This window comes from Lachnospiraceae bacterium (assembly GCA_022794035.1).
GTDB lineage: Bacteria > Bacillota > Clostridia > Lachnospirales > Bianqueaceae > CALWPV01.
On sequence record JAAWDX010000003.1, the window covers coordinates 1 to 24,032 of the forward strand.

Consider the following 24,032-nt stretch of genomic DNA (forward strand, 5'->3'; position numbering starts at 1 on the left):
ATAGAGGGTATTTTTGAGCCGATTTCATAGAATACATAAAAACCAAGAAAACCCTTGCAGGCCGCTTAAACACTGGAAAAACAAAAAACCGCCTATACAAGCGGTTTTCATGAAAAATCGGAATGACAGGATTCGAACCTGCGGCCTCTGCGTCCCGAACGCAGCGCTCTACCAAGCTGAGCCACATTCCGATTTGCCTTTCAGCCTAATCATTATAGCCAAAGTTCGGGTGATTGTCAAGAGCTCCCATAAAAAAGTTTGCAAAACCTTGTAGGATTACGATACATGTGTTGTTTCCTTGAATAGATCAAAACGATTATGCGCTCTTCTCTATTGCTTTAGCAATGGCTTTGTACAAGCCGTCCATAAAGACTTCCTTATCATTAGAACGAAAACGCAGTATGTAAAGTGATAATGTTTCCGGACTGCAACAGCTTTTACCCGTTTCCAGTGAGTTATAAGCCTTATAGCTCATCTCCAGAATGGCCGCCATTTTCTCTTGCGAAAGCCCTTCCTTACTCCTTGTTCTCAATAGCTCCACCCTAACATAATTTTTGTACGCCTCGCGAATTTTCTTCCTCATGATAAATTCCTCCTTCTATAAAAATTTATCATCATTGTACAAAGATTATGAGGTATACGCCATGAAGTACGCTTCATAAAATAGATTCGCCGTATTTTAGTGCTGTCCCCTCCGGCCTATAGTGGTAGTTATGATCAGAAATATAAAAAAATTTTACGTACAATAGATGTTAAAAGTACGTTAGCCATGGTTAGATGCGTTCGATATAACGGATCATTTGCGCCAATAAGCACGTTGCCAATGCTTAAATATAGAAAATCCAACGGGTAAAATGAAAAAAATAATACGTTATATCACCTGATCCAGCGGTAACACAACGTACCTATTTTCCCAAGTCACCCGTTAAAAGGATACGATTTCAAATCGGCAACGGATCATTTGACCATCTGCCCCCCCCCCCTCCTCCTTTTGATCATTTCGCTTGAAAGTCAAAGCAAAAGCCTGTCGTCCGTATTCATTACCTTCTGCTCAAAGGAGCAGCAGCACGCAATTTGACAATCCGCAGACACCTTGTTATAATAAATAAAAGAGCTGCCGATCATGAGCTTGAAAATATTTAAGTGGAGCGATCGCTTTATTTTCAGGCATAGGCGGTTGTTTTTTTATATTCAATAAAGCAGCGCAGATTCAATGGTTAGTAAGCCCGCGCATACATATGCGGATATTTTATATACTATCAGTAGCATCCGCACCATATCAGAAACGGAGAATCAACTTGGACTGGATTGAAATTTTAGGCTATCATTTAGAAAATCTGTCAGCAGCCGAGGTGCTGTTGGGCCTCTTTCTCGCCGCCGTGCTTGCCGCTTATCTCACAAAGCGCTGCCAAAAAGGCATGCTCCAGAGCAGGCAGGCCCTGTGCATTTGGGCGAGCTTCGTCTATATTTACATGGTCTATCTGATCACCATATTTTCGCGCAGTCCGCGCAGCGAGGCCGAGTACATGCTCACCCCCTTTTGGTCCTACGCCTTCATCATCCAATATGAAAACGAGGCCGTCCTGCAGGAGAATATCCTCAACTTCTTGCTGTTCATGCCAGTCGGCGTACTGCTGCAAGAGGCATTTCGCACCCGCAAGGCGGGAAAATGGATCACGCTTGGCGCCCTGGCGCTGTCAATCTCCATCGAAGTATTGCAGCTGCTGTTAAAACGCGGGCTCTTTGAATGGGACGACATGTTTCATAACGCGCTGGGCGCGTACATCAGCTGCCGAATCTGGTACGCGCTTCGGCGTAGAACATGGGAAAGGAAATCAGCATGAAAAAAGACATTTATATATTGGGGCACCGCAATCCAGACACCGATTCGATCTGCTCCGCCATTGCCTATGCAGAATTAAAGAATAAAGAAAATGACGGAAGCCGCTACATTGCGGCCCGTGCTGGCCAGATAGGGCCGGAGACAGCTTATGTGCTCAAGCGCTTTGGCGTGCGTCAGCCGGTCTATGTGAATAACATCGGAACGCGCGTACGCGATATGGAGATCCGCAAGGTGCCGAGCATCGCGAGAACGCTTTCGCTGAAAAAGGCTTGGAACCTGATGGCAGAGCTCGGAGCCGTTACGCTGCCGATCACCGATGAAGAGAATGTGCTGCAGGGGCTGATTACCATCAACGATATCGCGCTGTCCTACATGGAGGAGCAGGACGGCAACATTTTGGCAAAGGCCAGAACCTCCTATCAGAATATTTTAGAGACGCTGGAAGCAGAGATGGTGGTCGGTGACACAGGCGCAGTGTTTGACAAGGGAAATGTGCTCATTTCAGCGGCCAATCCGGATGTGATGGAGGATTATATCAAAAAGCATGATATGGTCATTACCGGAAACCGCTATGATTCACAGCTTTCCGCGATTGAGTCAGGCGCTGGCTGCATCATCGTGTGTCTGGGGGCGACAGTGTCCAAAACCATCCGCAAGCTGGCGGCGGACAGGCAGTGCAGCGTAATTGTAACGCCGTTTGATACATACCGCGTTGCGCGGCAGATCAATCAGAGTATGCCGGTGGAGGCATTTATGAAGTCCGAAGATTTGGTGCTGTTTCATCCGGGGGATTATACGGATGAGATTAAAGACGCGATGCAAAACACGCGTATCCGTGATTTTCCGGTGGTGGATAAGGCCGGGCACTATATCGGCATGATCTCACGCCGCAACCTGCTGGGAATCCGCAAGCGATCGGTCATTTTAGTCGATCATAACGAACGCAGCCAGGCGGTAGAGAATATTGAAAATGCAGAGATTTTGGAGATCATCGATCATCACCGCATCGGATCGCTGGAGACGATGGAGCCGGTTTATTTTCGCAACGAGCCCGTGGGCTGTACGGCCACCATTGTTTATGAAATGTACTGCGAAAAGGGGCAAACGGTATCGCCGCAGATTGCCGGGCTTTTGTGCAGCGCCATCCTGTCCGATACGCTGGTATTTCGCTCGCCCACCTGCACGCTGGCAGACCGAAGGGCGGCGAAGGAGCTGGCAGAGATTGCCGGCATCGACTGTCAGCAGTTTGGCATCGAGATATTTACAGCCGGCAGTAATCTGAAGGATAAAACGCCGGAAGAAATCCTCTATCAGGATTACAAGAAATTTGAATTCGGCGACGTCACCTTTGGCGTGGGGCAGATTAACAGCATGAGCGGCGAGGAGCTTGCCCGCATCGAGCAGCGCCTGCTGCCATATCTGGAAAAGCACTGCCGCGAGCATGGGATGAGCATGATGTTCTTTATGCTGACCAACATCATAGAAGAGAGCACGACGCTCATGTGCTTTGGCAGCGGGGCAAGGGAGCTCGCAGCAGAGGCTTTCGGCCTGCGGCCGGAAAAGGACAGCCTCGTTCTCGCGGGTATTGTATCCCGCAAAAAGCAGCTGATTCCGGCATTTATCGAAGTCATCAACAAAGAGACTTGACACAGCGGAGATAAAATAGTAAAATCGCATATATTATAGAAGAAAAGGCAAAGAAGAGAAGAGTACGTCCATGCAGGAAGCGGCAGAGAGTCCCGGCAGCTGAAAAGGGATGCGGAAGGCAGGGCGGAACATGGCCTCGGAGCTGCGCACCGACCCGCCCATGTAGGCGGCAGGCTGCGACGGGTACGCCCGTAAGCGCGTGTGGATATAACGGCTTAATAAATTAAAGTTTAGCCCTGTATCCAATGAGGCTTTTAGGCGCACCTCGGTGCGGCTGAGAGCAAATTAAGGTGGTACCACGAGCGGCGCTCTCGTCCTTAGTAGGATGGAGCGCCTTATTTATTTTGAGGAGGAATGTCACATGTGTGAAAGCTGTAACAAAAAAGGAAAGTATTATATGACCACGGCCATTGCCTATACGTCGCGCAAGCCGCATATCGGCAATACCTACGAGGTGGTGCTGGCTGATGCCATCGCGCGCTACCGCCGCCTGCAGGGCTATGACGTATTTTTCATGACCGGCACCGACGAGCATGGGCAGAAGATTCAGGAAAATGCAGAGCAAAACGGCGTTACGCCCAAGGCCTATGTGGACAAGGTGGCCGGCGAGATCAAGGACATCTGGGATATGATGAATGCAAGCTATGACAAATTCATCCGCACGACGGACCCGGATCATGAGAAGGCCGTACAGAAGATTTTCAAAAAGCTCTATGAGCAGGGCGACATCTACAAGGGCTATTATGAGGGCTGGTACTGCGTGCCCTGTGAATCCTTCTTCACGGAGACGCAGCTGGTGGACGGCAAATGCCCCGACTGTGGCCGCGAGGTGAAAAAGACAAAGGAAGAAGCCTATTTCTTCAAAATGAGCAAATATCAGGACCGCCTGATGCAGTATATCGAGGAGCACCCCGAATTTATCCAGCCGGAGTCGCGCAAAAAGGAAATGGTCAATAACTTCCTAAAGCCGGGACTGCAGGATCTGTGCGTATCGCGCACCTCCTTCAGCTGGGGCATTCCGGTTGATTTCGATCCGGGGCATGTGGTCTATGTATGGATGGACGCGCTCAACAACTACATCACCGGCATCGGCTATGACCCCGAAAATCCAAGCGAGCAATACAAAAAATACTGGCCGGCCGATCTGCATCTCATCGGCAAGGACATTCTGCGGTTCCACACGATCTATTGGCCGATCTTCCTGATGGCCATGGGCGAGCCGCTGCCCAAGCAGATCTTCGGCCATCCGTGGCTGCTGTTCGGCGAGATGAAGATGAGCAAATCGCTCGGCAACGTGATTTATGCCGACGAGCTGGTTAAACGCTTCGGCGTAGATGGCGTGCGCTACTATGTGCTGCGCGAAATGCCCTTTGCCAGCGACGGCAGCATCACCTATGAAAGCATCATCGCCCGCTACAACGCCGATCTTGCGAATACTATTGGTAATCTGGTCAACCGCACCATCGCCATGGGCAAAAAATATTTTGGCGGCATCGTGCAGGCGCAGGGCGCCAAAGAGGCGCTGGATACTGATCTGATCGATACGGCCCTGCAGGCAGTCAAAAACGTAGAGGAAAAGATGGCAGAGCTGCGAGTGGCTGACGCCCTGGAGGAAATTGTTAATCTGGCGCGCCGCAGCAATAAATATATCGATGAAACCGCGCCCTGGGCGCTGGCCAAGGATGAGGCGCAGAAGGAGCGTCTGGGCAGCGTGCTGTATAACCTGCTGGAGAGCATCCGCTATATCGGTGTGCTTCTGAAAAGCTTTTTGCCGGAAACAGGCGAGGGCATTTTAAATCAGCTGGGCGTGAAGGAAGCGGGACGCAGTCTGGAGTCCTTAGAAAGCTTCGGATTCCTGCAGGCCGGAGAGGAGACCAATGATCCGTCTCCCCTGTTTGCGCGCATCGATGAAGCCAAAATGCTGGCTGAGATTGCCGCTGAGCGGGCAGAGCAGGAGGCAAAGGCTGCGCCTAAGAAGGAGGAGCCAGCGCCGGAAGAAGAAGCCAAGGCAGAGATCACGATTGATGATTTTGACAAGGTAGAGCTTAAGATCGGTGAGGTACTGGAGTGTAAGCCGGTGGAAGGCGCCAAAAAGCTCTTGGTATCGCAGATTAAAATCGGGGATGAAGTGCGGCAGATCGTATCCGGTATCGCCAAATATTATAAGCCGGAGGAAATGGTTGGCAAAAAGGTTGTGGTTGTCACCAACCTGAAACCCGTGAAGCTGCGCGGCGTGCTGTCACAGGGCATGATCCTGTGTGCCGACGACGGCGAGGGCGGCTTCTGCGTGCTGCGTCCGGAGAAGGATGTGCCCAGCGGCAGTACGGTAAGCTAAAAGGAGAAAAACGATGTATTTTGATACGCATGCACATTACGATCATGAGAAGTTTAAAAAGGATCAGGCCGAGCTTTTCAGCGCGCTGCGCGCTGCCGGTGTGGAAGCCGTTGTCAACTGCGCCAGCGATCTTAAAAGCTGCGCGGCCACGCTCAAGCTCACGGAGCAGTATGATTTTATATTCGGCGCTGTGGGCGTGCATCCGCATGAGGTAGAAAAGCTGGATGAAGACGCCGTGTATCAGCTGTATAACTATGCGTGCCGCTCCGAAAAGATCGTAGCGATCGGCGAGATCGGGCTGGACTACCACTATGAATTCGCGCCGCGCGAGCTGCAGAAGGACTGGTTTGTGGAGCAGATCGAGCTGGCCAAGGAGGTAGAGCTGCCCATCGTCGTGCATAGCCGCGATGCGGCCAAGGATACCTATGATATCATGGAGGCTGCGGATGCCGGCGAGGTTGGCGGCGTGGTGCACTGCTTTGCCGGCAGTCTGGAGATGGCCAAGGCCTATGTAGAGATGGGCTTTTATCTGGGCATCGGTGGCATGCTGACCTTTCCGGATGTGAAAAAGATTCTGCGCGTAGTGGAAGAGATTCCGCTGGAGCATCTGCTGCTGGAGACGGATGCACCGTATCTGGCGCCGGTGCCGAACCGCGGGAAGCGCAATGATTCACGTAACCTAACCTATGTGGCCGAAAAGGTGGCGGAGCTAAAGGGGATCACTCCCGAAGAGGTGGCGCGCGTGACGCGCGAAAACGCTTGCCGTCTGTTTCAGGTGGAGCTATAGCATATGACCGATAAGCAAAATTTAATTGCAGCACCGCAAAATACGATCGCGGTGCTGCAAAAATATGATTTTCAGTTTAAAAAGCAATTTGGGCAAAACTTTCTGGTGGACCTGCATGTGCTGGATAAAATCCTTCGTGCGGCCGAGATTGGCCCCGAGGATGTGTGTCTGGAGATCGGTCCGGGGATCGGCAGCCTGACGCAGGCCATGGCCGAAGCCGCCCGGCAGGTGATTGCCGTAGAGATCGACAGACGGCTCATTCCGGTGCTGCAGGAGAATCTGGCGGCCTATGATAATATTGAGTTGGTGAATGCCGATTTTATGGAGCTGGATCTGCCTGCCTTCCTGCGGGAGCGCGGCATCACGCAGCCGCTCAAGGTAGTTGCCAACCTGCCGTATTATATCACAACGCCGATTATCATGGGGCTGTTTGAAAGTGGCATACCGCTGAGCAGCATTACGGTGATGGTGCAGGAGGAGGTAGCCAGACGCATGCAGGCCGGACCGGGCTCTAAGGATTACGGCGCGCTTTCTCTGGCCGTTCAGTATTACGCGGAGCCGTATATCGCCGCCTATGTGCCGAAAAACTGCTTCATCCCGCGGCCAGGGGTAGGATCAGCCGTGATCCGCCTTGCAAGAAGGCCGGAGCCGCCGGTGCAGGCCGATGATCCGCAGCTTTTGTTTGCGCTCATCAAGGCAGCGTTTGGCCAGCGGAGAAAAACGCTGGTCAACAGCGTAAGCGGAAGCCCAGAATTGAACGTGCCCAAGGAAGCGGTGCTGGCAGCCCTGCAGCAGACAGGAATTTCAGAAAAAATCAGAGGAGAGGCGCTGACACTGCCAGAATTTGCAGCGCTGGCCAATGCGCTGGGAAAGACGGGGAATTAAAAGATGACGCAGCATTATTATTCAAAGGAGCCGGTGAGCGCCTCCCATATCCGCCATATTGAATATGAAATTGCCTATCAGGGGAGGCCGCTGCAGTTTCACTTTGAAACGGACAGCGGTGTGTTTTCGACGAGCCGGGTGGATCATGGAACCGATATTTTATTGCGCGCCATCGCCAAGGAATGGCAGGACCTTAAAGAGCCGCCGAAGCATGTGCTGGACATCGGCTGCGGCTACGGCCCCATCGGGATTACGCTCGGGCATTTTTTCCCGGCCGCGTCCGTCTGTATGCTGGATGTGAACGAGAGGGCGATGGCGCTGGCCAGAGCCAATGCGCAAAAGGCCGGGCTGGCACAGTTTACGGTGGACACCGTAGAGCATTTTCCGCAGCAAGCCTTTGACCTGATTGTGACCAATCCCCCCATCAGGGCGGGAAAGGCCGTGGTATACGGCATCTTTGCAAAGGCACAGGAGCATCTTGCGCCCGGCGGCGCCTTTTATGCAGTCATCCGCAAAAATCAGGGCGGCCCCAGCGCAGTCAAAGAGCTCACGCGTCTGTTTGGAGAATGCCAGATCATCGAACGGCAATCGGGATTTCACATATTAAAATGCATAAAATGAGATGCCTTCTCATAAGATGGACTATCAACATCTTAGGAGGAAGCATATGGGATATGTGCGTTTATTTATAGAGCTGCGCAAAGAGGACAGCGGCGAGGCGGCAGGACAGGCACGGATCGAGATGCAGGACCGGACGGGCCGCGTGGATGTGAAGGTGCGGGGCGTGCTGATGGGCCTGGCAGAAGGGGAGCCCTATCAGGCGGTTTTGGTGTGTGAAAATGCGGGCAGCTACCGGGAATATCCGGTGGGCCAGTGCAGCGCCAACAGCCGCGGACAAGCCAGCCTCATGTACCGCGGCAGTGTGCAGGCGGAGCCGGGTGATCCGCTTGGCATCGGCAGTTTTAAGGCCATTTTGGCCCGCAGCGGCGGGAAAAGAGTGGTGGGCTATCGCTTTGAGCCGGTGCTGATTCCGGATCGGTATGAAGAGCCCGTCAGAGCGGAGCATTTGCCAGAGGAAGAGGATAGCGCGGTGATGGAAACAGCCGCCGCGGCTGAAGAGGCTGTAGAGGAGCTGATTGTGGCTGAGGAGCCGGCTTTGGCTGAGGTGGCGGCTGAGCCACCGGAAGCTGAGGAGAGCGTTGTTCCGGCAGAGTCTGATTCGGCAGAGGTGATGAGCAGAGAAGAGCCAGAAGCGGTCGAGGCCGAGGAAGCAGTATCGGGAGAGAACGTAGTGCCGGTGCAAGAGATGGGCATCGATCCACTGCCGGTGTATGTGCTGCAGGATCTGAATCAGGTTGAGGAGATCTGCGGCGAAGCAGGCCGGCGTGCATTTGACCGGTATCATCATTTAATTCTTGTACGGCAGGGGGAAAAAAGTCAGCTGGGTATGCCATGCCGCTATCGCTCCAGTCAGCAGGAGGAGCTGCAGGCGGATGGCTATACAGAGTTTATGACGCCGCACGGCGGCGCGCCCAGCTACGGAGAATTTGGCTATTGGATGAAACGGCTGGAATAGTCTGAAATAGAAAAGAGTGAAACAAATGATAAAGGGCGTTATATTTGATCTGGACGGGACGCTGCTGGATACGCTGGAGGATCTCTCGGCCGCGGGCAATGCGGTGCTTCAGAGGCATGGCCTCGCGGCGTATCCCAAGGAAGCGTACCGGCTGATGGTAGGAAACGGCATTCCGCGGCTGGTGCGCCGGATGCTGACAGGCACCGATGCCAGAAGCGGTGAAAAAAGAGAACAAGAAGCCGCCGCCATGCTTCCGGCAGGACTGGAAGAGGCGGCGCTTTCTGATTTTATGGCGTATTATGCAGCGCATAAGCAGGACCATACGAGGCCCTATCCGGGCATCAAGGAGCTGCTCATGCGGCTGCAGGCAGAGGGAGTGCGGCTGGCAGTTGTGTCCAATAAGGCGGATAGCGCAGTGAAGGAGCTGGCGCAGCAGTATTTTGGCGCTGCATTTACCAGTGCAGTAGGGCTGAAGGAGGGCGGCAGGGCAAAGCCGGATCCAGCCTCCACGCTGGAGGCTGTGAAAAGGCTGGCGCTTCCTAAAGAACAGATTTTATACGTGGGCGACAGCGATGTGGATATGCAGACGGCGTACAATGCCGGTCTGGCCGGGTGCGGCGTGCTCTGGGGCTTTCGTACGGAAGAAGAGCTTAAAAAAGCCGGCGCCAGATATCTGGCACCGGATGCACAGGCTCTTTATGAAATTATTTCATCGACAGGCCAATCCGCTTTTTAGCAAGATCGAGGCTGATGACCTTGACCTCGACAATATCGCCCACCTTAACGACATCCAGAGGATGCTTGATGAACTTGTGGCTCATCTGAGAGATATGCACAAGTCCGTCCTGATGCACTCCAATATCGACAAAGGCGCCGAAATCGATCACATTGCGAACGGTGCCTTTTAATATCATGCCAACGCTTAAATCCTCCATCGACATGACGTCGGTGCGCAGGATCGGCGCGGGCATATCGCTGCGCGGATCGCGGCCGGGCTTCGCAAGCTCCGCGGCAATATCCTGCAGTGTGGGCAAACCGATAGAAAGCTGATCGGCAAGCTGCTGCTGATCCATTCCTTTAATCTGCACGAGAATGCGCGGCATGCCGGCGCGCAGCTCGCCGCTTTCAGTAAGCTGCTGCAGATCATAGCCCATCTGCGTGAGCAGGCCGCGGGCGGCTTCATAGGATTCCGGATGCACGGCCGTATTGTCGAGCGGCTCGTCGCCGTCCTGAATGCGCAGGAAGCCGGCGCATTGCTCGAAGGCCTTGGGGCCAAGCTTGGCCACCTTTAACAGCTGCCTGCGGTTTGTGAAGCGGCCGTTTTCCTCACGGTAGGCCACGATGTTTTTGGCGATAGGCTTGCTAATGCCGGAGATGTAAGCCAGCAGCGAGGGGGAGGCGGTGTTGACGTCTACGCCGACACGGTTTACGCAGTCCTCGACTACGCCGGTGAGCGCGCTGCTGAGTTTTTTCTGGTCCATATCATGCTGATACTGGCCGACGCCGATCGATTTGGGATCAATTTTTACAAGCTCCGCCAGCGGATCCTGTAGGCGGCGGGCAATGGAAGCAGCGCTTCTAAGCGCCACATCAAAATCAGGAAATTCCTCAGTGCCGAGCTTAGAAGCAGAATATACGCTGGCGCCGGCCTCATTTACGATAATATAGCTGGCTTTTACGGTAGCGCCCGGATTATAGTCAGACAGCACCTGAGAAACAAATTGTTCAGATTCGCGCGAGGCTGTGCCGTTGCCGATGGCAATGATGTCCACATGATAGCGGCCCAGCAGCTCGGTCAGCTTCTTTTTAGCCTCCGGGATGCGGCCCGGCCCGGATGTCGGATAGATCACGGCGGTATCGAGCACCTTGCCTGTGGGATCGACTACGGCTAGTTTGCAGCCGGTGCGGAAGGCCGGGTCAAAGCCAAGCACGGTCTTGCCGGCAATCGGCGGCTGCATCAGCAGCTGCGTCAGATTTTTACCAAATACATGAATAGCGCCGTCCTGCGCCTTCTCGGTGAGCTCGGCGCGAATCTCATTTTCGATGGAGGAGGCGATCAGGCGTTTATAGGCGTCCTGGATTGCAGAGACTAAAAAGTCACGGCGCAGCGGACTTTGGACGATCTGAGCCTCCAGATAAGACAAAATCTGTTCGGCCGGGGCCTCTAAGGAGACCGTGAGCATCTTTTCGGCCTCGCCGCGATTGAGCGCGAGCACCTGATGGCCGGCGATTTTGGGGATGGCCTCGGAAAATTCATAATACATCTCATAGACGCAGGTCTGCTCCGGATCCTTAGCCTTGGAGACGATGCGGCCCAGCTTTTGTGTGAGCTGGCGGATGTGCTGGCGGTAGTCGGCCTGATCGGCAATGATCTCGGCGATAATGTCAGATGCGCCGGCAAGAGCGGCAGCAGCATCGGGCACCTCTTTTTCGGCGTTTACATAGGCAGCGGCCAGCGCCGCCAGCTCGCCGCTCTCCTGCTGAGCGAAAATGAGGAGGGCGAGCGGCTCCAGACCGCGCTCCTTGGCAATGGTGGCGCGGGTGCGGCGCTTAGGGCGGTAGGGGCGGTACAGGTCGTCCACCTCCACCATGGTCTGCGCCTGCTGGATCTGCGCCAAGAGCTCAGGCGTCATCTGCTCCTGCTCGGTGATAGAGGCGATCACCTGCTCCTTTTTGGCCTCCAGATTGCGCAGATAGGCCAAGCGCTCATTAAAATCACGCAGGATTTCATCGCTCAGGGTGCCGGTCATCTCCTTGCGGTAGCGGGCAATAAACGGAATCGTGTTGCCCTCGTCAATCAGCTGTAAAACATTAGTAACCTGCCAGTCCTGCAGGGCAAATTCCTGCTGCAGCTGGCGGGCAATAGAAGTAAGTTCTTGCATATATAGCATCCTTTTTGAATGAGTATTTTGAGAAATTATACCTAATCGAGAGAGAAAAGTCAAACAGGGCATGGGAGGGCGGCGGCTGCTCTGATTGTCCGGCCTTCCGCCGCCACTGGCGGAAATGGGCGAAATAGCTTAAATTTTTATGCCAACTGTGGCTGAAAAAGCAATCTATGGCTGAAAAAACTCAGTCATAGATTCATTTACTGCCCATGTGTGGCTGAGTCTTTTCAGCCACACATGGCGGAAGACTGCAGAATAGCTGAAATTCTTACGCCATTCGGAGAATTTACGCCAGACCCGGCGCAGGTCTGAACCCCGTGGCCACTATTTTTTAAACTAATTTAAAAAGGGCTTCCCTTTTCAAGCTGAATTTGTTATAATAAGAAATATGATCATTACAGGCCGCATGGCGGCAAAGGAGGAAATATGCACACATATCAAACAAAAGGTACCTGCTCACGGCAGATTGATTTTGAGCTGAGAGACGGCAAGGTTTATAATGTCAATTTTGTAGGAGGCTGCAACGGCAACTTGAAGGGGATCAGCAAATTAGTAGAAGGAATGGATGCAAAGGAGCTGATTGAGCGCCTGAAAGGCAATACCTGCGGCAGCAAGCCGACTTCCTGTCCTGATCAGCTGGCACTTGCTTTGGAGGCTGCACTGGCCGAAACGAAAGCAGAGGCGTAGATTGAAAAATAAGCTTGATAGCTTATTTTTCAATCGGCTATTTGTGCCGGAGCGTCACAAATAAGCTCAGATGGCATTCCTGCCACATACGCTTCGGAATGGAGGAATAAGATGCGAGGAAAAGGAAGAGTCACCAATTTAACAGAGGGAACCATTTGGAAGCAGCTCGTGCTGTTTGCTCTTCCGCTTATGGCCAGCAACCTGTTTCAGCAGTTATACAATACGGCTGATTCCTTGGTAGTTGGCCGTTTTGTTGGAAGTACGGCACTGGCTGCGGTAGGTTCCACAGGTGCACTGACCGGACTGATTATCGGCTTTTTCATGGGCATGGGTACAGGCTCAGGCGTAGTCATTTCGCAGTATTACGGCGCTAAAAACTATGAAAAGCTGGAAAAGAGCGTACATACAGCTATGGCGCTGGCAATCGCTTTTGGCGTGGTGCTGGCTGTAGTCGGCGTGATTTTATCCCCCTATATGCTCAAATGGATGAGCACGCCAGATGATGTCATGGATCAGGCTACGCTCTATCTGCGGATCTATTTTATCGGCATTATTTCATTAACAGTTTATAACATTGGAGCAGGAATCCTGCGTGCGGTCGGCGATTCTAAGAGGCCGCTGTATTATCTGGTGATCTCCGGTGTGACAAACGTAGTGCTGAACCTGATTTTTGTAATCGTATTTCACCTGGGCGTGGCCGGCGTGGCGCTGGCAACGATCTGCTCTCAGGTGCTGTCTTCTGTGCTCGTCATTTACAATTTGACGCATACCAGCGGACCGTTCCGCCTGCATCTGAAGGAAATTCGCTTTGACAAGGAGATCCTGTGGCAGATTGCCAAGATCGGTCTCCCAGCCGGTGTGCAGTCGATGGTGATTTCATTGTCTAATATCGTGATTCAGTCTAAGGTGAATATGTTTGGCTCAGCGGCCATGGCCGGCCACTCGGCAGCCAGCCGTATCGATTCGTTTGTATATATGCCGCTCAATGCCATTTCCTTGGCAACGACCACCTATACGGCGCAGAATCTGGGCGCCGGCAAGATGGACCGTGTGAAAAAAGGGACGAGAACCTCGATTCTGATTGGTCTTGGCGCAACCATTGCCGTAGGCTGGATTGCCGGCTTTGCGGCAAAACCGCTCATTGAAATGTTTTCAGATGAACAAGAGGTTATCTTCTTTGGCATCAAGTCGTTGCGGATGCGCTGTATGACCTATTTCCTGTTTGTATTTACCGATGTGCTGGCAGGCGTGATCAGAGGAAGCGGCAATGCCGTAGTGCCGATGGCGATTTCGATGATCAACATGTGCGCGGTGCGGATTCTGTGGCTTATGATTGCGATGCCCTTCTGGACGGATTTCAATGTGATCGTGTTTAGTTATCCGCTGACATGGGGGCTGGCGTCGCTTTGTTATCTGATTTATTATCTCAAAGGCGGCTGGCTGAAGAAATGGAAGCAGCTGCATGAAGAGCCTGTAATGGCAGAGGAGTAAAATCGATGGCCAGTATTATGGATCAGGAGCGGCAGTTTCACATTCAAACACTGCCGGATGAAGTCGGAGAATATGTGATCCTGCCCGGCGATCCGGGACGGGTGCCGGCGATTGCCGCGCTGCTGGAAAATGCCGTCTGCGTAGCGGAAAACCGCGAATATACGGTGTATACTGGATGGCTTGACGGTCAAAAGGTGACGGTCTGCTCAACCGGTATCGGCGGCCCTTCAGCGGCGATTGCAGTAGAAGAGCTGATTAAATGCGGCGCGCATACCTTTATCCGCGTAGGGACCAGCGGCGGTATGGATCTTGCCGTGACAGGCGGCGATCTGGTGATTGCAAGCGCTGCTGTACGCGGCGAGGGCACGAGCCGCGAATATCTGCCGCTTGAATATCCGGCGGTGGCAAACCATGAGGTAGTGCAGGCGCTGGAGCAGGCAGCTAAAAAGCTATCAGATGAAGCACTGGGGCATGGCTATCATGTGGGCGTGGTGCATTCTAAAGACAGCTTCTACGGAGAGGTAGAGCCGCAGGCAAGTCCTGTGAGCCGTGATATTGAGCAGCGCTGGGACGCCTACATGCGCTGTGGCTGCCTCACATCGGAGATGGAATGCGCAGCGGTATTTTCCGTCGGTTTGGCGCGCCGTGCGCGCTGCGGAGCGGTGCTGACAGCTCTTTGGAATGTGGAGCGTTCCAAGCAGGGGCTGCCGGATCAGATTACGTATGACAGCAGCCGGGCCATTCGATGTGCGATAGAGGCGATCCGCATTTTGATGGCGGGATCGGGTGCTTTGTAGGTTTTTCACAGAGAAGCAGCAAAAGATTTATTCATTTTGAATGAAATAGAGAAGTTGTGTTTTTGATTGCACTTGTGAGAGGAAATGTGTATAATACTAGGTGAATGACAGGGAACGGGTCAGTCGCCTAGTATTTTTATGCTGGGCATGTAAGAAGCATATGAAAAGAATGGGAGAGATTCAATGACTTCGGAAGAACTCAAACAGCTACAGATCATGGCCTGCAAGGTGCGCATGGGCGTGATCGAGGGGACGCATGCCGCCAAATGCGGACATCCGGGCGGAAGCTTGTCAGCGGCCGATATCTTTACGTATCTTTATTTTAAGGAGCTAACGGTAGATCCTTTGAATCCGGCATGGGAGGAGAGGGATCGTTTTGTGCTTTCTAAGGGACATACGGCCCCGGGCCTGTATGCGGCCTTGGCGCATCGGGGCTTTTTTCCTCCGGAGGATCTGCAGAAGCTAAGAAAAATCGGCAGCTACCTGCAGGGGCATCCGTGCATGACGGAGACGCCCGGTGTGGATATGTCCACCGGCAGCTTGGGACAGGGCGTTTCGACGGCAGTCGGCATGGCGCTGGCACTGAAATATCAGAAAAAACCGCAGCGCGTTTATACGCTTTTGGGGGACGGCGAAATTCAGGAAGGTCAGGTGTGGGAGGCCATGATGTTTGCATCTCACTATCATCTGGACAACCTGTGTGTGATCATTGATAATAATAATCTGCAGATCGACGGCTGGGTGAATGAGGTCATGAGCCCCTATCCGATCGACGAAAAGCTGGCAGCCTTTGGCTTTGGCGTTCAGACCATCGACGGCCATGATTTTAACCAGATCGAGCAGGCGTTGGCGCAGGCAAAACAGACAAAAGGAAAGCCCTATGGCATCATCCTTAAAACGATTAAGGGCAAGGGCGTATCTTATATGGAAAATGTGGGCAGCTGGCATGGCAAGGCGCCCGACGACGCACAATATGAAATCGCAATGAATGAGCTGAGAGCTCAGCTTGCACAGCTGGAGGTGGAATAAGATGAGTGAAGAAAAGAGAATTGCCACCCGAGAGAGCTGCGGAAACGCGTTAGTTGAGCTCGGTAAGGAGCATCCGGAGATCGTGGTAATGGTTGCAGATCTTGCCGATGCGACCAAAACAGAAATCTTCAAGAAAGCATTTCCGGAGCGCTATTTTGACTGCGGCATCGCCGAGGCCAATATGATGAGCGCCGCTGCCGGTATGAGCACCTGCGGTTTGGTCCCCTTTGTGAGCAGCTTCGCCATGTTCGCGGCCGGCCGCGCATTTGAACAGATCCGCAACAGCATCGGCTATCCGCGGTGCAATGTCAAGATCGCCGCGACGCATGCCGGTATTTCAGTCGGCGAGGATGGCGCAAGCCACCAGTGCTGCGAGGACATCGCGCTTATGCGCAGCATTCCGGGGATGGTCGTGATCTGCCCGGCCGATGATGCAGAGGCCCGCGCAGCGGTAAAAGCGGCGTATGAATATCAGGGACCGGTGTATTTGCGGCTTGGCCGTCTGGCTGTTCCTGTATTTCACAAGGATGAAAATTATGAATTTGCAATTGGTAAAGCAGAGGTGATCCATCCCGGACAGGATGTCACCATCATCGCAACTGGCCTGATGGTAAAGGAAGCGATGGACGCGGCTAGATTGCTAGAAGCAAAGGGCATCGGCGTGCGCGTGATCAATATGGCTACCATTAAGCCTTTGGATGAGGAGATCGTGTTGCAGGCGGCTAAGGAGACGGGGCGTATTGTTACGGCAGAGGAGCATTCGATTGTAGGCGGACTTGGCGAAGCGGTATGCAGCCTGCTTTCGGAGAAGTGTCCCACGCCTGTGCGCCGCGTAGGTGTGAACGATGTATTTGGTCATTCGGGACCGGCGCTCGAGCTGCTAAAGGAGTTTGGCCTCTCGGCGGAGCATTTGGCAGAGGTCTGCGAAGCGTTTATTCAGGAAGCCTGAGAGCGTTTTTAGTGGATGTGAATATGAAAAATGACGGAAAAATGATTCCGTCATTTTTTTATACTTTATCTGTGTTTTCTGATTGATTCTTTTTGAATTGATATTTTCCCTTTCCATGACCGGATATGGGGATAATTATGCCTGCTTGAAGCAAATTAGAAATCAGTTTAGAAGCGCCCGAGCTTTTCAAATCCAGAAGCTGCATCACAGCACTCCTGCCAAAAAATTCAGTAAAGCCAAACTGATCAAACAATCTATGAATATGGGCGATAGTTTTTATGGAGAACGTTTTTCCCTTTTTAGAAAGTACACTTTCAATGTCCACTTTTTTATCATGAATATCCACTTTTTCACCTTTTAAAAATCTGCTTATGTGCAAATCCCGATTATGCAGTTCATTCTTTTCATTTAAAAGTAAATTCCGCAGAAATGCTTCAAGATATTCTGTTGTCTCGTGAATGCCTTTCTGTAAATTAGTATAATTTGCACGAACAAGTGCATTTCTAAAATACCATGCATTTTCTGCAAATATATCATTGGTTGCAGTAAAGCCAAGCATTCGTAGATATTTGATAAAGAATACGGCTGTTGTTCTTGTATTACCTTCTCCGAAAATGTGGATTTGCCAAAGCCCTGAAATGAATATAGCAAGATGGTGGATGATATCATCTATTAAAAGCCCTTTATAACTAAAAGCCTTTTCTTGTGAAAAATCATATTCAAGTGTAGCTCTAAGCTGTGAAGCACTTCCATATAAAACTGTTGCTCCGTCAAGGACCCATTCCTTTTTAGTAATATTGTAATCTCTAATTTTTCCTGCATGCTTATATATTCCTTGAAAGAGTTTATGATGAATTGAAATATATTCATTAGGAGAAAAAGAAAACGCTGTTTCAGAAAGTATCTCGGCAATGCGGGAAGATACTTTATCAGCTTCTTCAGTGCGTTCATTATCGGAGGTATGCATGGGTTTTTCTTCGTAATAACTGTCAATAAGACGCTGAGCCTCTTTAAAAGTAATTCTACCCTCGATATTCTGAATAGCAGTATCAATCAAATATTTTGATGGTTTGAGCCCGTCCACTGCTTGAAGCCCAATTGCTGTACTCCATGCATATCCTTTAGTAGCTTTATCCGGCTCAGACTCTTTTAAGTATTCCTTAAAGGGGTCTTTTTTCATATCGATTACCTCGCATCACATTTTATCACTTACCTTAATTATTATAACATAAATGCCGGCAGCCTGTACAGAATAGAGATAAATGATCTATTTGAAAAAGGAGATGCTATCGTTATGATCAATGATCAAAGAAAAGTCGTATTAGTGGGGACCGGCATGGTGGGGATGAGCTATGCCTATGCATTGCTTAACCAGCCGATTTGCAATGAACTGATTTTAATTGACATCGATAAAAAAAGAGCAGAGGGAGAGGCTATGGATCTGAGCCATGGCATTCCGTTTGCTTCCTCGCATATGAAAATCCGTGCAGGTGAATATACCGACTGCAGCGATGCAGATTTAGTAGTGATCTGCGCCGGAGTGGCGCAAAAGCCCGGCGAATCCAGACTGGACCTTTTGCAGCGTAATGCCAAGGTGCTGCGCAGCATCGTAGAGCCGATTGTTGCCTCAGGCTTTCAGGGGATTTTTCTAACGGCAACGAATCCGGTGGATATCATTACACAGATCATCCATGATATTTCAGGCTTCCCGGCGCAGCGGGTACTCGGCAGCGGCACAACGCTGGACAGCGCACGGCTTCGCTATATGATTGGCGAATATTTTAGAGTGGATCCCCGCAATGTGCATGCTTATGTGATCGGCGAACATGGAGATTCTGAATTTGTACCGTGGTCACAGGCAATGGTAGCCACCAAGTCGGTGCTGGATATCTGTGAGGAATACGAGGAGCAATGCCATTTTTGCGATCTGCAGGGGATTGAGAATCAGGTGCGCACCTCTGCGCAAAAGATTATTGCAGCGAAAAAGGCTACCTATTATGGGATCGGCATGGCGCTGGTACGGATCACCAAGGCGATTTTTAATGATGAAAACAGTGTGCTGACCGTTTCGGTAAGAAGCAGCGGATGGTATGGCACAGAGGATATCTATCTGGGACTTCCGGCATTTATTAACCGCTCTGGTGTACGGAGCATTTTGAATCTGAAGCTGACAGAGGAGGAGGTAGCCGAGCTTCAGCGTTCCTCCCGTACGCTAAAGCAGTTTTATGATCAGTTGACAATCTGAAGGCTTGCAATATAAGAAGCAAGTTAGAAACAAAATATTACAAAGTGTATACAAAGCGGAGAAGCCCTCGCAATTTTTCCCTTATATAGTTAAAGCATCATTTATATGAATACCACAGAAAGAGGGAGAGCAAATGATTGAGATAAAGGAGTATAGGGGACAGATTCGCAACTGGAGAATGCTTTGTGAGAAATTAGGAGTTGCCTGTGATCTTACCAGACAGGAGCGGGAGGAGCAGATCCTGATCAGGGCATACGAGACATGGGGATATGATCTGCCGCAGCATCTCGACGGGATGTTTGCGGCAGCTTTATGGGATGAGGAGAGGCAGGAGCTTTTCTGCATGCGCGATCCCTTTGGCACCAAGCCGTTCTATTATTATCAAACAATAGAGGGCCGGCTTTTGTATGGGCACAGCCTGCAAAGCTTTATGAAGGATCCGGGGTTTATCAAAAGGCTGAATGAAAAGGCGCTGCAGCTGTATCTGAATATGACTTATATAGCGGGAGAGGACACCTTTTTTGCGGGCGTAAAGAAGCTAATGCCGGGGCATTATCTGATCTGGCGGGAGGGCAGGCTTACGGTCCAGTGCTATTGGAAGCCGAAGTTTTGCCCTGAAGAAGGACGGACGCTGCAGGAGTGGGCGGATGAGATTCATGATACGCTGGAGCAGGTAATGAGAGAGACCAAGGAAGAAGACGAGCAGGCAGAGGTATTTCTTTCAGGAGGTGTGGATTCTTCGTATCTACTCGCCATGTCAGATGCGGCGGTGTCAGATTCGTGCGGCTATGAAGAAAAAGAATATGATGAGGCAGAGCTGGCCAAGCAGATTGCGGAGGCGCTTGGAAGAAAAAATGAGAAATGCCTTGTGACGCCGCAGGCTTATTTTGCGGCGGTTCCCTATGTGATGAAACAGATGGAGCAGCCGCTGGGCGATGCTTCGGCCGTCGTATTTGCCATTGCCTGCAGGCAGGTCGGCAAAAGAGCACGGCTGTGCTATTCGGGAGAAGGAGCAGATGAATTTTTTGGCGGCTATCATATCTATCAAAAGGCAGAGGAATACGGTGAGCGTCTGGAAAGCTTCTATGTGGGCAATACCAATATCATGCGCGAAGAGGAAAAACGGGAGATTCTAAAGCGATATGATGAAAGCGTTCAGCCGCTTCAGCTGATGCAGGAGATCTATGCAGATACAAAGGGACTGGATCCGCTGACAAGAATGATGATGATTGATATCCGGCTCTGGCTGGAAGGCGATATCTATCTGAATATTGACAAGATGAGCGCGGCAGCGGGACTGGAAATCCGCATGCCCTTTACAAATATGAAGTTTTTGGAGATTGCCTCGCGTATGCCTTCAAAATATAAGATTGCTGCCGGACAAAATAAGGTAGCCTTTCGTACGGCAGCGGCCAAGGTGCTGCCGGAGGAGACGGCCTTTCGCAAAAAGCTGGGCTTTGCCGTCCCGATTCAGGACTGGCTTGCGGACGACCGCTATAATCAGGATGTGAAGCAAAAGCTGCAGGGGCCGCTGGCAGAACGGTTTTTCCAGCCGGCTCCTCTCACGGCGCTCTTAGAGGATTTCTTAAACGGCAATCGCCAAAGCTGGAGAAAGATATGGACGATTTATACATTTCTGGTGTGGTATGAGGAATATTTTGTGAAATGGTAGGATTTTGCAGGGATCTGTGGTACAATCTTGGATAAATGAACATAAGAGAGGAAGTCGCAGATGAAGTATCCTAGCTGTAAGAAAGTAGATGTTGAGGAAACGTTTTTTGGAATTTCACTGGAGGATCCGTATGCGTGGCTGAAGGCGGCGAAGGATCCGGAGGTGCTGGACTGGGTCAAGCGGGAGAATGCGTATACGGATGCATGGTTTGACCAAAAGGAGATTGAGGAGAAGGTGCGGCAGTTAAAAGAGGCTGCCGGCGAAAAAGTAACGTATCGCTCTATCTCGCCGTGGAGAGGGGGCTATGCGGCTACCCGGATTGAGGATGGCTGCTACAGTCTGGTGCGTTTGAATGCGGCCATGGAGGAAGAGGCTGTGATCGTGGGACAAAAGCAGATCGAAGGCTTTACGCCCTTTGAGCTTAAGGTGTGTCCCGCAGACAGCGACAAGATAGCGATCTATGGCTTATACGATGGCGCGGCGCGTCCGGCTGCTCTGATCGTGGACATGAAGGAGAAGCGCGTGCTGGCCAAGGCGGAAAATACATTTAGCTGCACATGGTCAAGGACGGCGCCGGTGTTTTACTATTCTGATACGATCTCCGATGCTGCCACGCAGCAAAGCCACTCGCGGGTGATGGGCTATCAGGTGCTGACCGGCGAGACTGTCTGCATTTACAAGGACTCAGCGTATTCCGTGTTTGGCACGGTGCAGGCTTCGACGGATGACCGGTTTTTGATGATGGAGATGATGAGCGATTATTCGCATGCGCGGTTTATTGTATATGAAGAGGCAACCGGAAAAACTGTGGATATCACTGAGAGCCGCAGCACCCAAATGCAGTATGTGGATTCTATGCAGAACCAGCATTTCTTTATCTCTAAGGAAACCAGCTCGTTTGGCGAGGTGCTGGCGGTGGAGAATGGGCAAGGACTTTCAGCGGCCAGAGTGGTGCGCGCGGAAGAAAAAGAAGTGCTGGACAGCGGTTTTGTGCTTGGTGAAAAGCTGTATCTGATGGCGATGGCGGATGTGCGCACCCGGATTTTATGTATAGAAGATGGCCGGGAGAGCGTAGTGGCTCTGCCGGAGGAGATCGGTACGGCCGGCATTATAGGACGGCTTGCCGAGGGCATTTTGCTGCAGTTTGAATCGTTTACCTGCCGGCCGATGACGCTGGCCTTTGACGGAGAACAGATGAAGGTTTTGCATTCGGAAAAGGCAGCGGAGCACCCGGATCTGATTGTGGAGCAGCGGTTTGCGCCTTCTGTGGAAGACGGACGGCAGATTCCGTATTTTATGGTGTATAAAAAAGGAACTCAGCGCAGCGGACAAAATCCGGTGTGGATGTACGGCTACGGCGGCTATAATTCGGCGATGCTGCCGGGGCATAAGGAAGCGGTGAGCGGCCTTGACATTGCGGATTGGGCAGAGAAGGGCGGCATCTATGTGCTCTGCTCCCTGCGCGGCGGCAGCGAATATGGTACTGGCTGGCATGAAGAAGGCATGGGCATGAAAAAGAAAAACTGTTACTATGATTTTATTGGCATCACAGAGCAGATCATCCGGGACGGATGGACGGCGCCGGAGCATATTGCTATTTCCGGCTGTTCTAACGGCGGCCTTCTGATGTCGACGCTGGTGACGATGCGGCCGGACCTCTTTGGCTGCGTGATCGATTCCGTGCCGCATACGGATATGATCCATTTTGCGGAGGATGACCGCGGGCCGATGTATATCACAGAGTATGGCAATCCGCGGGAGAGCCGAGAAATGTTTGAGTATATGCTGAGCTACTCGCCGTATCATAATGTGAAAAAGGTGAATTACCCCAGTATCTATATCCAGACCGGAGAATGTGATAACAATGTGCCGCCGTATCATGGCAAAAAGTTCGCGGCGCGTATGCAGGAGTGCAATCAGAGCGAGAATCCGGTGCTGCTGCGCGTGCTGGCGAAGGGTAGCCACGACCGCGGCAGCGGCGAGGTCTACTGGCGGACGATTGCGGAGATGCAGCTGTTTGCACAAAAGGCTCTGGGGCTGTGAGGCAGGGCGTTTGCTATGAGGTTTTGCGGCTGCGCCGCTAAAAATATTTTGGGTTAGTGTGGGATTTGCCCTCTCAAAGGTTCGATACTAATAGTAAAGAGCTTTTGGGAGGGTTTTTTATGCAGGAAAGAGAGAGGTATTTGCAGGAGCTGCAGGAGATGTTCTGGGAGCAGCAGCAGAGAGCTATGCAGCTGGAGAAGGTACTGACGCATACGCCGGGGTGTATTGTGCGAAAACGAGGGCGGATGTATTGGCAGGTGCGCTGCGGCGGCAAGCAGGTGCAGCGGTATGTGAAAGGGACGGAGATTGAGAAGGTGGAGGAGAGAATTTGGGTGATGAAACAGCTGCAGCAGAGGCTTGAGGAGCAGAGGCAGTTTCTGCAGGAGCTGCAGGGGGCCTTGCGGATGTTTGGTCTGGACGGGGCGGATGTCCTGCGGCAATATGAGGCGCAGCGCGGGCAGGACGGAATGCTGGCGGAGAAGCAGGCGGCTGCGCAGCAGGAGGCAGCGGGCAAGAAATATGCTGCAAATTATAAGCATCTGACGGATCGCGGTGAGCTGGTGGCGTCTAAGTCGGAGGAGATGATTGCTAATATGCTGAGTGCGCGGGGGATTCGATATGAGTATGAGAGGGAGATGATGGTGGCGGGCGTGAGCCTGAAGCCGGATTTTGTGATATGGCGCGCAGATGGGAGTATGGTGATCTGGGAGCATGCGGGGCTGCTGGATGATGTGAAGTATCGAAAGAATTTTGAAAGGAAGATGGAGCTGTACCGCCAAGAGGGATTCACGCAGATGAAAAATCTGATCGTGACATACGATGAAAATGGGGCATTTAGCATGAGGGCGGTGCGGAGAATGATTACGGCGTATGGGCTGTAATTGAGGGGGCTTGGCCCCCTCTGGGCGGAGGTCCGTCCCTTTAGCATGAGGGGGTAGTTTTGAGAAGGGCATTTGGAGCAATTTAACGTAGAGAATGTGTTTTAGGACCGTTAGGGATAAGCCTTTGGCAGTGATTTAACGTATCAAATGGGCCGTTAGGCACGTTATCCTAGAAAAGAGAAGGGTGATCTAACTGAGAAAAGCAGCAATTTGCCCCGTTAAATCAGCAAAAATAGCAGGAAGGCAACGTGCAAAAAGGGCCCGAGGCACGTTAAAA

Annotated in this window: 20 protein-coding genes, 1 tRNA gene and 1 other annotated feature; of the genes, 17 read left to right on the forward strand and 4 right to left on the reverse strand. The window is 51.7% G+C overall.

The window, feature by feature from the left end; all coding sequences use genetic code 11:
• Positions 1–117 precede the first annotated feature (117 nt).
• Together HFE64_01685 and HFE64_01690 are read right to left on the reverse strand one after the other, a co-directional pair.
• Positions 118–191: transfer RNA gene (locus HFE64_01685), tRNA-Pro, on the reverse strand.
• A gap of 125 nt (positions 192–316) precedes the next feature.
• A complete protein-coding gene (locus tag HFE64_01690; protein ID MCI8632182.1) occupies positions 317–583 on the reverse strand; it encodes a helix-turn-helix transcriptional regulator in 267 nt (88 codons plus the stop codon).
• Between the two features lie 715 nt (positions 584–1,298).
• Between HFE64_01690 and HFE64_01695 the strand changes: the two genes are divergently transcribed.
• From HFE64_01695 to HFE64_01730, 8 genes are all read left to right on the forward strand, one after another.
• Positions 1,299–1,844 (forward strand): VanZ family protein, encoded by a 546-nt coding sequence (locus HFE64_01695; GenBank protein MCI8632183.1) that lies wholly within the window; start codon positions 1,299–1,301, stop codon positions 1,842–1,844.
• Positions 1,841–3,490: a putative manganese-dependent inorganic diphosphatase gene (locus tag HFE64_01700; GenBank protein MCI8632184.1), complete on the forward strand. Its 1,650-nt coding sequence runs from the start codon at positions 1,841–1,843 to the stop codon at positions 3,488–3,490. Before HFE64_01695 ends, HFE64_01700 begins: the two co-directional genes overlap by 4 nt.
• 41 nt (positions 3,491–3,531) lie before the next feature.
• Positions 3,532–3,812, forward strand: a binding site (T-box leader).
• 39 nt (positions 3,813–3,851) lie between these two features.
• On the forward strand, positions 3,852–5,825 hold the full coding sequence (gene metG, locus HFE64_01705; protein ID MCI8632185.1) for a methionine--tRNA ligase: 1,974 nt from the start codon (positions 3,852–3,854) through the stop codon (positions 5,823–5,825).
• 13 nt (positions 5,826–5,838) lie between these two features.
• Positions 5,839–6,612 (forward strand): TatD family hydrolase, encoded by a 774-nt coding sequence (locus HFE64_01710; protein ID MCI8632186.1) that lies wholly within the window; start codon positions 5,839–5,841, stop codon positions 6,610–6,612.
• A gap of 3 nt (positions 6,613–6,615) precedes the next feature.
• Positions 6,616–7,497: a 16S rRNA (adenine(1518)-N(6)/adenine(1519)-N(6))-dimethyltransferase RsmA gene (gene rsmA, locus HFE64_01715; protein MCI8632187.1), complete on the forward strand. Its 882-nt coding sequence runs from the start codon at positions 6,616–6,618 to the stop codon at positions 7,495–7,497.
• A 3-nt stretch (positions 7,498–7,500) separates the two neighbouring features.
• Complete coding sequence (locus HFE64_01720) at positions 7,501–8,118, forward strand: class I SAM-dependent methyltransferase (GenBank protein MCI8632188.1); 618 nt, start codon at positions 7,501–7,503, stop codon at positions 8,116–8,118.
• A gap of 46 nt (positions 8,119–8,164) precedes the next feature.
• Positions 8,165–9,073 (forward strand): hypothetical protein, encoded by a 909-nt coding sequence (locus HFE64_01725; protein MCI8632189.1) that lies wholly within the window; start codon positions 8,165–8,167, stop codon positions 9,071–9,073.
• 25 nt (positions 9,074–9,098) lie between these two features.
• Positions 9,099–9,809, forward strand: coding sequence for an HAD family hydrolase (locus HFE64_01730; protein MCI8632190.1), 711 nt, complete (start codon positions 9,099–9,101; stop codon positions 9,807–9,809).
• On the opposite strand, the gene HFE64_01735 is transcribed toward HFE64_01730, so the two are convergent.
• Positions 9,778–11,955, reverse strand: coding sequence for an RNA-binding transcriptional accessory protein (locus HFE64_01735; GenBank protein MCI8632191.1), 2,178 nt, complete (start codon positions 11,953–11,955; stop codon positions 9,778–9,780). The genes HFE64_01730 and HFE64_01735 overlap by 32 nt on opposite strands.
• A 432-nt stretch (positions 11,956–12,387) precedes the next feature.
• On the opposite strand from HFE64_01735, the gene HFE64_01740 reads away from it, so the two are divergent.
• From HFE64_01740 to HFE64_01760, 5 genes are all read left to right on the forward strand, one after another.
• Positions 12,388–12,648 carry a TIGR03905 family TSCPD domain-containing protein gene (locus tag HFE64_01740; GenBank protein ID MCI8632192.1) on the forward strand — a complete coding sequence of 87 codons (261 nt, stop codon included), beginning with the start codon at positions 12,388–12,390 and terminating at the stop codon, positions 12,646–12,648.
• A 111-nt stretch (positions 12,649–12,759) separates the two neighbouring features.
• Positions 12,760–14,139 (forward strand): MATE family efflux transporter, encoded by a 1,380-nt coding sequence (locus HFE64_01745; GenBank protein ID MCI8632193.1) that lies wholly within the window; start codon positions 12,760–12,762, stop codon positions 14,137–14,139.
• A gap of 5 nt (positions 14,140–14,144) precedes the next feature.
• On the forward strand, positions 14,145–14,936 hold the full coding sequence (locus HFE64_01750) for a nucleoside phosphorylase (GenBank protein MCI8632194.1): 792 nt from the start codon (positions 14,145–14,147) through the stop codon (positions 14,934–14,936).
• A gap of 183 nt (positions 14,937–15,119) precedes the next feature.
• A complete protein-coding gene (locus HFE64_01755) occupies positions 15,120–15,965 on the forward strand; it encodes a transketolase (GenBank protein ID MCI8632195.1) in 846 nt (281 codons plus the stop codon).
• A 1-nt stretch (position 15,966) separates the two neighbouring features.
• Positions 15,967–16,914, forward strand: a complete 948-nt coding sequence (locus HFE64_01760; protein MCI8632196.1) for a transketolase family protein — start codon at positions 15,967–15,969, stop codon at positions 16,912–16,914.
• Positions 16,915–16,972: 58 nt separating this feature from the next.
• Here HFE64_01760 and HFE64_01765 read toward each other — a convergent pair whose 3' ends face one another.
• Complete coding sequence (locus tag HFE64_01765; GenBank protein ID MCI8632197.1) at positions 16,973–18,094, reverse strand: cell filamentation protein; 1,122 nt, start codon at positions 18,092–18,094, stop codon at positions 16,973–16,975.
• 114 nt (positions 18,095–18,208) lie between these two features.
• Between HFE64_01765 and HFE64_01770 the strand changes: the two genes are divergently transcribed.
• The 4 genes from HFE64_01770 (at position 18,209) to HFE64_01785 (ending at position 23,755) form a co-directional block, all read left to right on the forward strand.
• Positions 18,209–19,159 (forward strand): L-lactate dehydrogenase, encoded by a 951-nt coding sequence (locus HFE64_01770; GenBank protein ID MCI8632198.1) that lies wholly within the window; start codon positions 18,209–18,211, stop codon positions 19,157–19,159.
• Positions 19,160–19,292: 133 nt separating this feature from the next.
• The gene (gene asnB / locus HFE64_01775) at positions 19,293–20,831 is read left to right on the forward strand and encodes an asparagine synthase (glutamine-hydrolyzing) (GenBank protein ID MCI8632199.1); all 1,539 of its coding nucleotides are present in this window, start codon (positions 19,293–19,295) and stop codon (positions 20,829–20,831) included.
• Positions 20,832–20,891: 60 nt separating this feature from the next.
• Positions 20,892–22,874: a S9 family peptidase gene (locus tag HFE64_01780; GenBank protein ID MCI8632200.1), complete on the forward strand. Its 1,983-nt coding sequence runs from the start codon at positions 20,892–20,894 to the stop codon at positions 22,872–22,874.
• A 119-nt stretch (positions 22,875–22,993) separates the two neighbouring features.
• Entirely contained in the window at positions 22,994–23,755 is a 762-nt protein-coding gene (locus HFE64_01785; protein ID MCI8632201.1) for a hypothetical protein, read from the forward strand.
• Positions 23,756–24,032 lie beyond the last annotated feature (277 nt).

Excerpts from the sequence above, each read along its gene's own strand:
- HFE64_01690 (MCI8632182.1), bottom strand. The coding sequence starts at position 583 with ATGAGGAAGAAAATTCGCGAGGCGTACAAAAATTATGTTAGGGTGGAG.
- HFE64_01700 (MCI8632184.1), top strand. The coding sequence starts at position 1,841 with ATGAAAAAAGACATTTATATATTGGGGCACCGCAATCCAGACACCGAT.
- metG (MCI8632185.1), top strand. The coding sequence starts at position 3,852 with ATGTGTGAAAGCTGTAACAAAAAAGGAAAGTATTATATGACCACGGCC.
- HFE64_01710 (MCI8632186.1), top strand. The coding sequence starts at position 5,839 with ATGTATTTTGATACGCATGCACATTACGATCATGAGAAGTTTAAAAAG.
- rsmA (MCI8632187.1), top strand. The coding sequence starts at position 6,616 with ATGACCGATAAGCAAAATTTAATTGCAGCACCGCAAAATACGATCGCG.
- HFE64_01720 (MCI8632188.1), top strand. The coding sequence starts at position 7,501 with ATGACGCAGCATTATTATTCAAAGGAGCCGGTGAGCGCCTCCCATATC.
- HFE64_01725 (MCI8632189.1), top strand. The coding sequence starts at position 8,165 with ATGGGATATGTGCGTTTATTTATAGAGCTGCGCAAAGAGGACAGCGGC.
- HFE64_01730 (MCI8632190.1), top strand. The coding sequence starts at position 9,099 with ATGATAAAGGGCGTTATATTTGATCTGGACGGGACGCTGCTGGATACG.
- HFE64_01735 (MCI8632191.1), bottom strand. The coding sequence starts at position 11,955 with ATGCAAGAACTTACTTCTATTGCCCGCCAGCTGCAGCAGGAATTTGCC.
- HFE64_01740 (MCI8632192.1), top strand. The coding sequence starts at position 12,388 with ATGCACACATATCAAACAAAAGGTACCTGCTCACGGCAGATTGATTTT.
- HFE64_01745 (MCI8632193.1), top strand. The coding sequence starts at position 12,760 with ATGCGAGGAAAAGGAAGAGTCACCAATTTAACAGAGGGAACCATTTGG.
- HFE64_01750 (MCI8632194.1), top strand. The coding sequence starts at position 14,145 with ATGGCCAGTATTATGGATCAGGAGCGGCAGTTTCACATTCAAACACTG.
- HFE64_01755 (MCI8632195.1), top strand. The coding sequence starts at position 15,120 with ATGACTTCGGAAGAACTCAAACAGCTACAGATCATGGCCTGCAAGGTG.
- HFE64_01760 (MCI8632196.1), top strand. The coding sequence starts at position 15,967 with ATGAGTGAAGAAAAGAGAATTGCCACCCGAGAGAGCTGCGGAAACGCG.
- HFE64_01765 (MCI8632197.1), bottom strand. The coding sequence starts at position 18,094 with ATGAAAAAAGACCCCTTTAAGGAATACTTAAAAGAGTCTGAGCCGGAT.
- HFE64_01770 (MCI8632198.1), top strand. The coding sequence starts at position 18,209 with ATGATCAATGATCAAAGAAAAGTCGTATTAGTGGGGACCGGCATGGTG.
- asnB (MCI8632199.1), top strand. The coding sequence starts at position 19,293 with ATGATTGAGATAAAGGAGTATAGGGGACAGATTCGCAACTGGAGAATG.
- HFE64_01780 (MCI8632200.1), top strand. The coding sequence starts at position 20,892 with ATGAAGTATCCTAGCTGTAAGAAAGTAGATGTTGAGGAAACGTTTTTT.
- HFE64_01785 (MCI8632201.1), top strand. The coding sequence starts at position 22,994 with ATGCAGGAAAGAGAGAGGTATTTGCAGGAGCTGCAGGAGATGTTCTGG.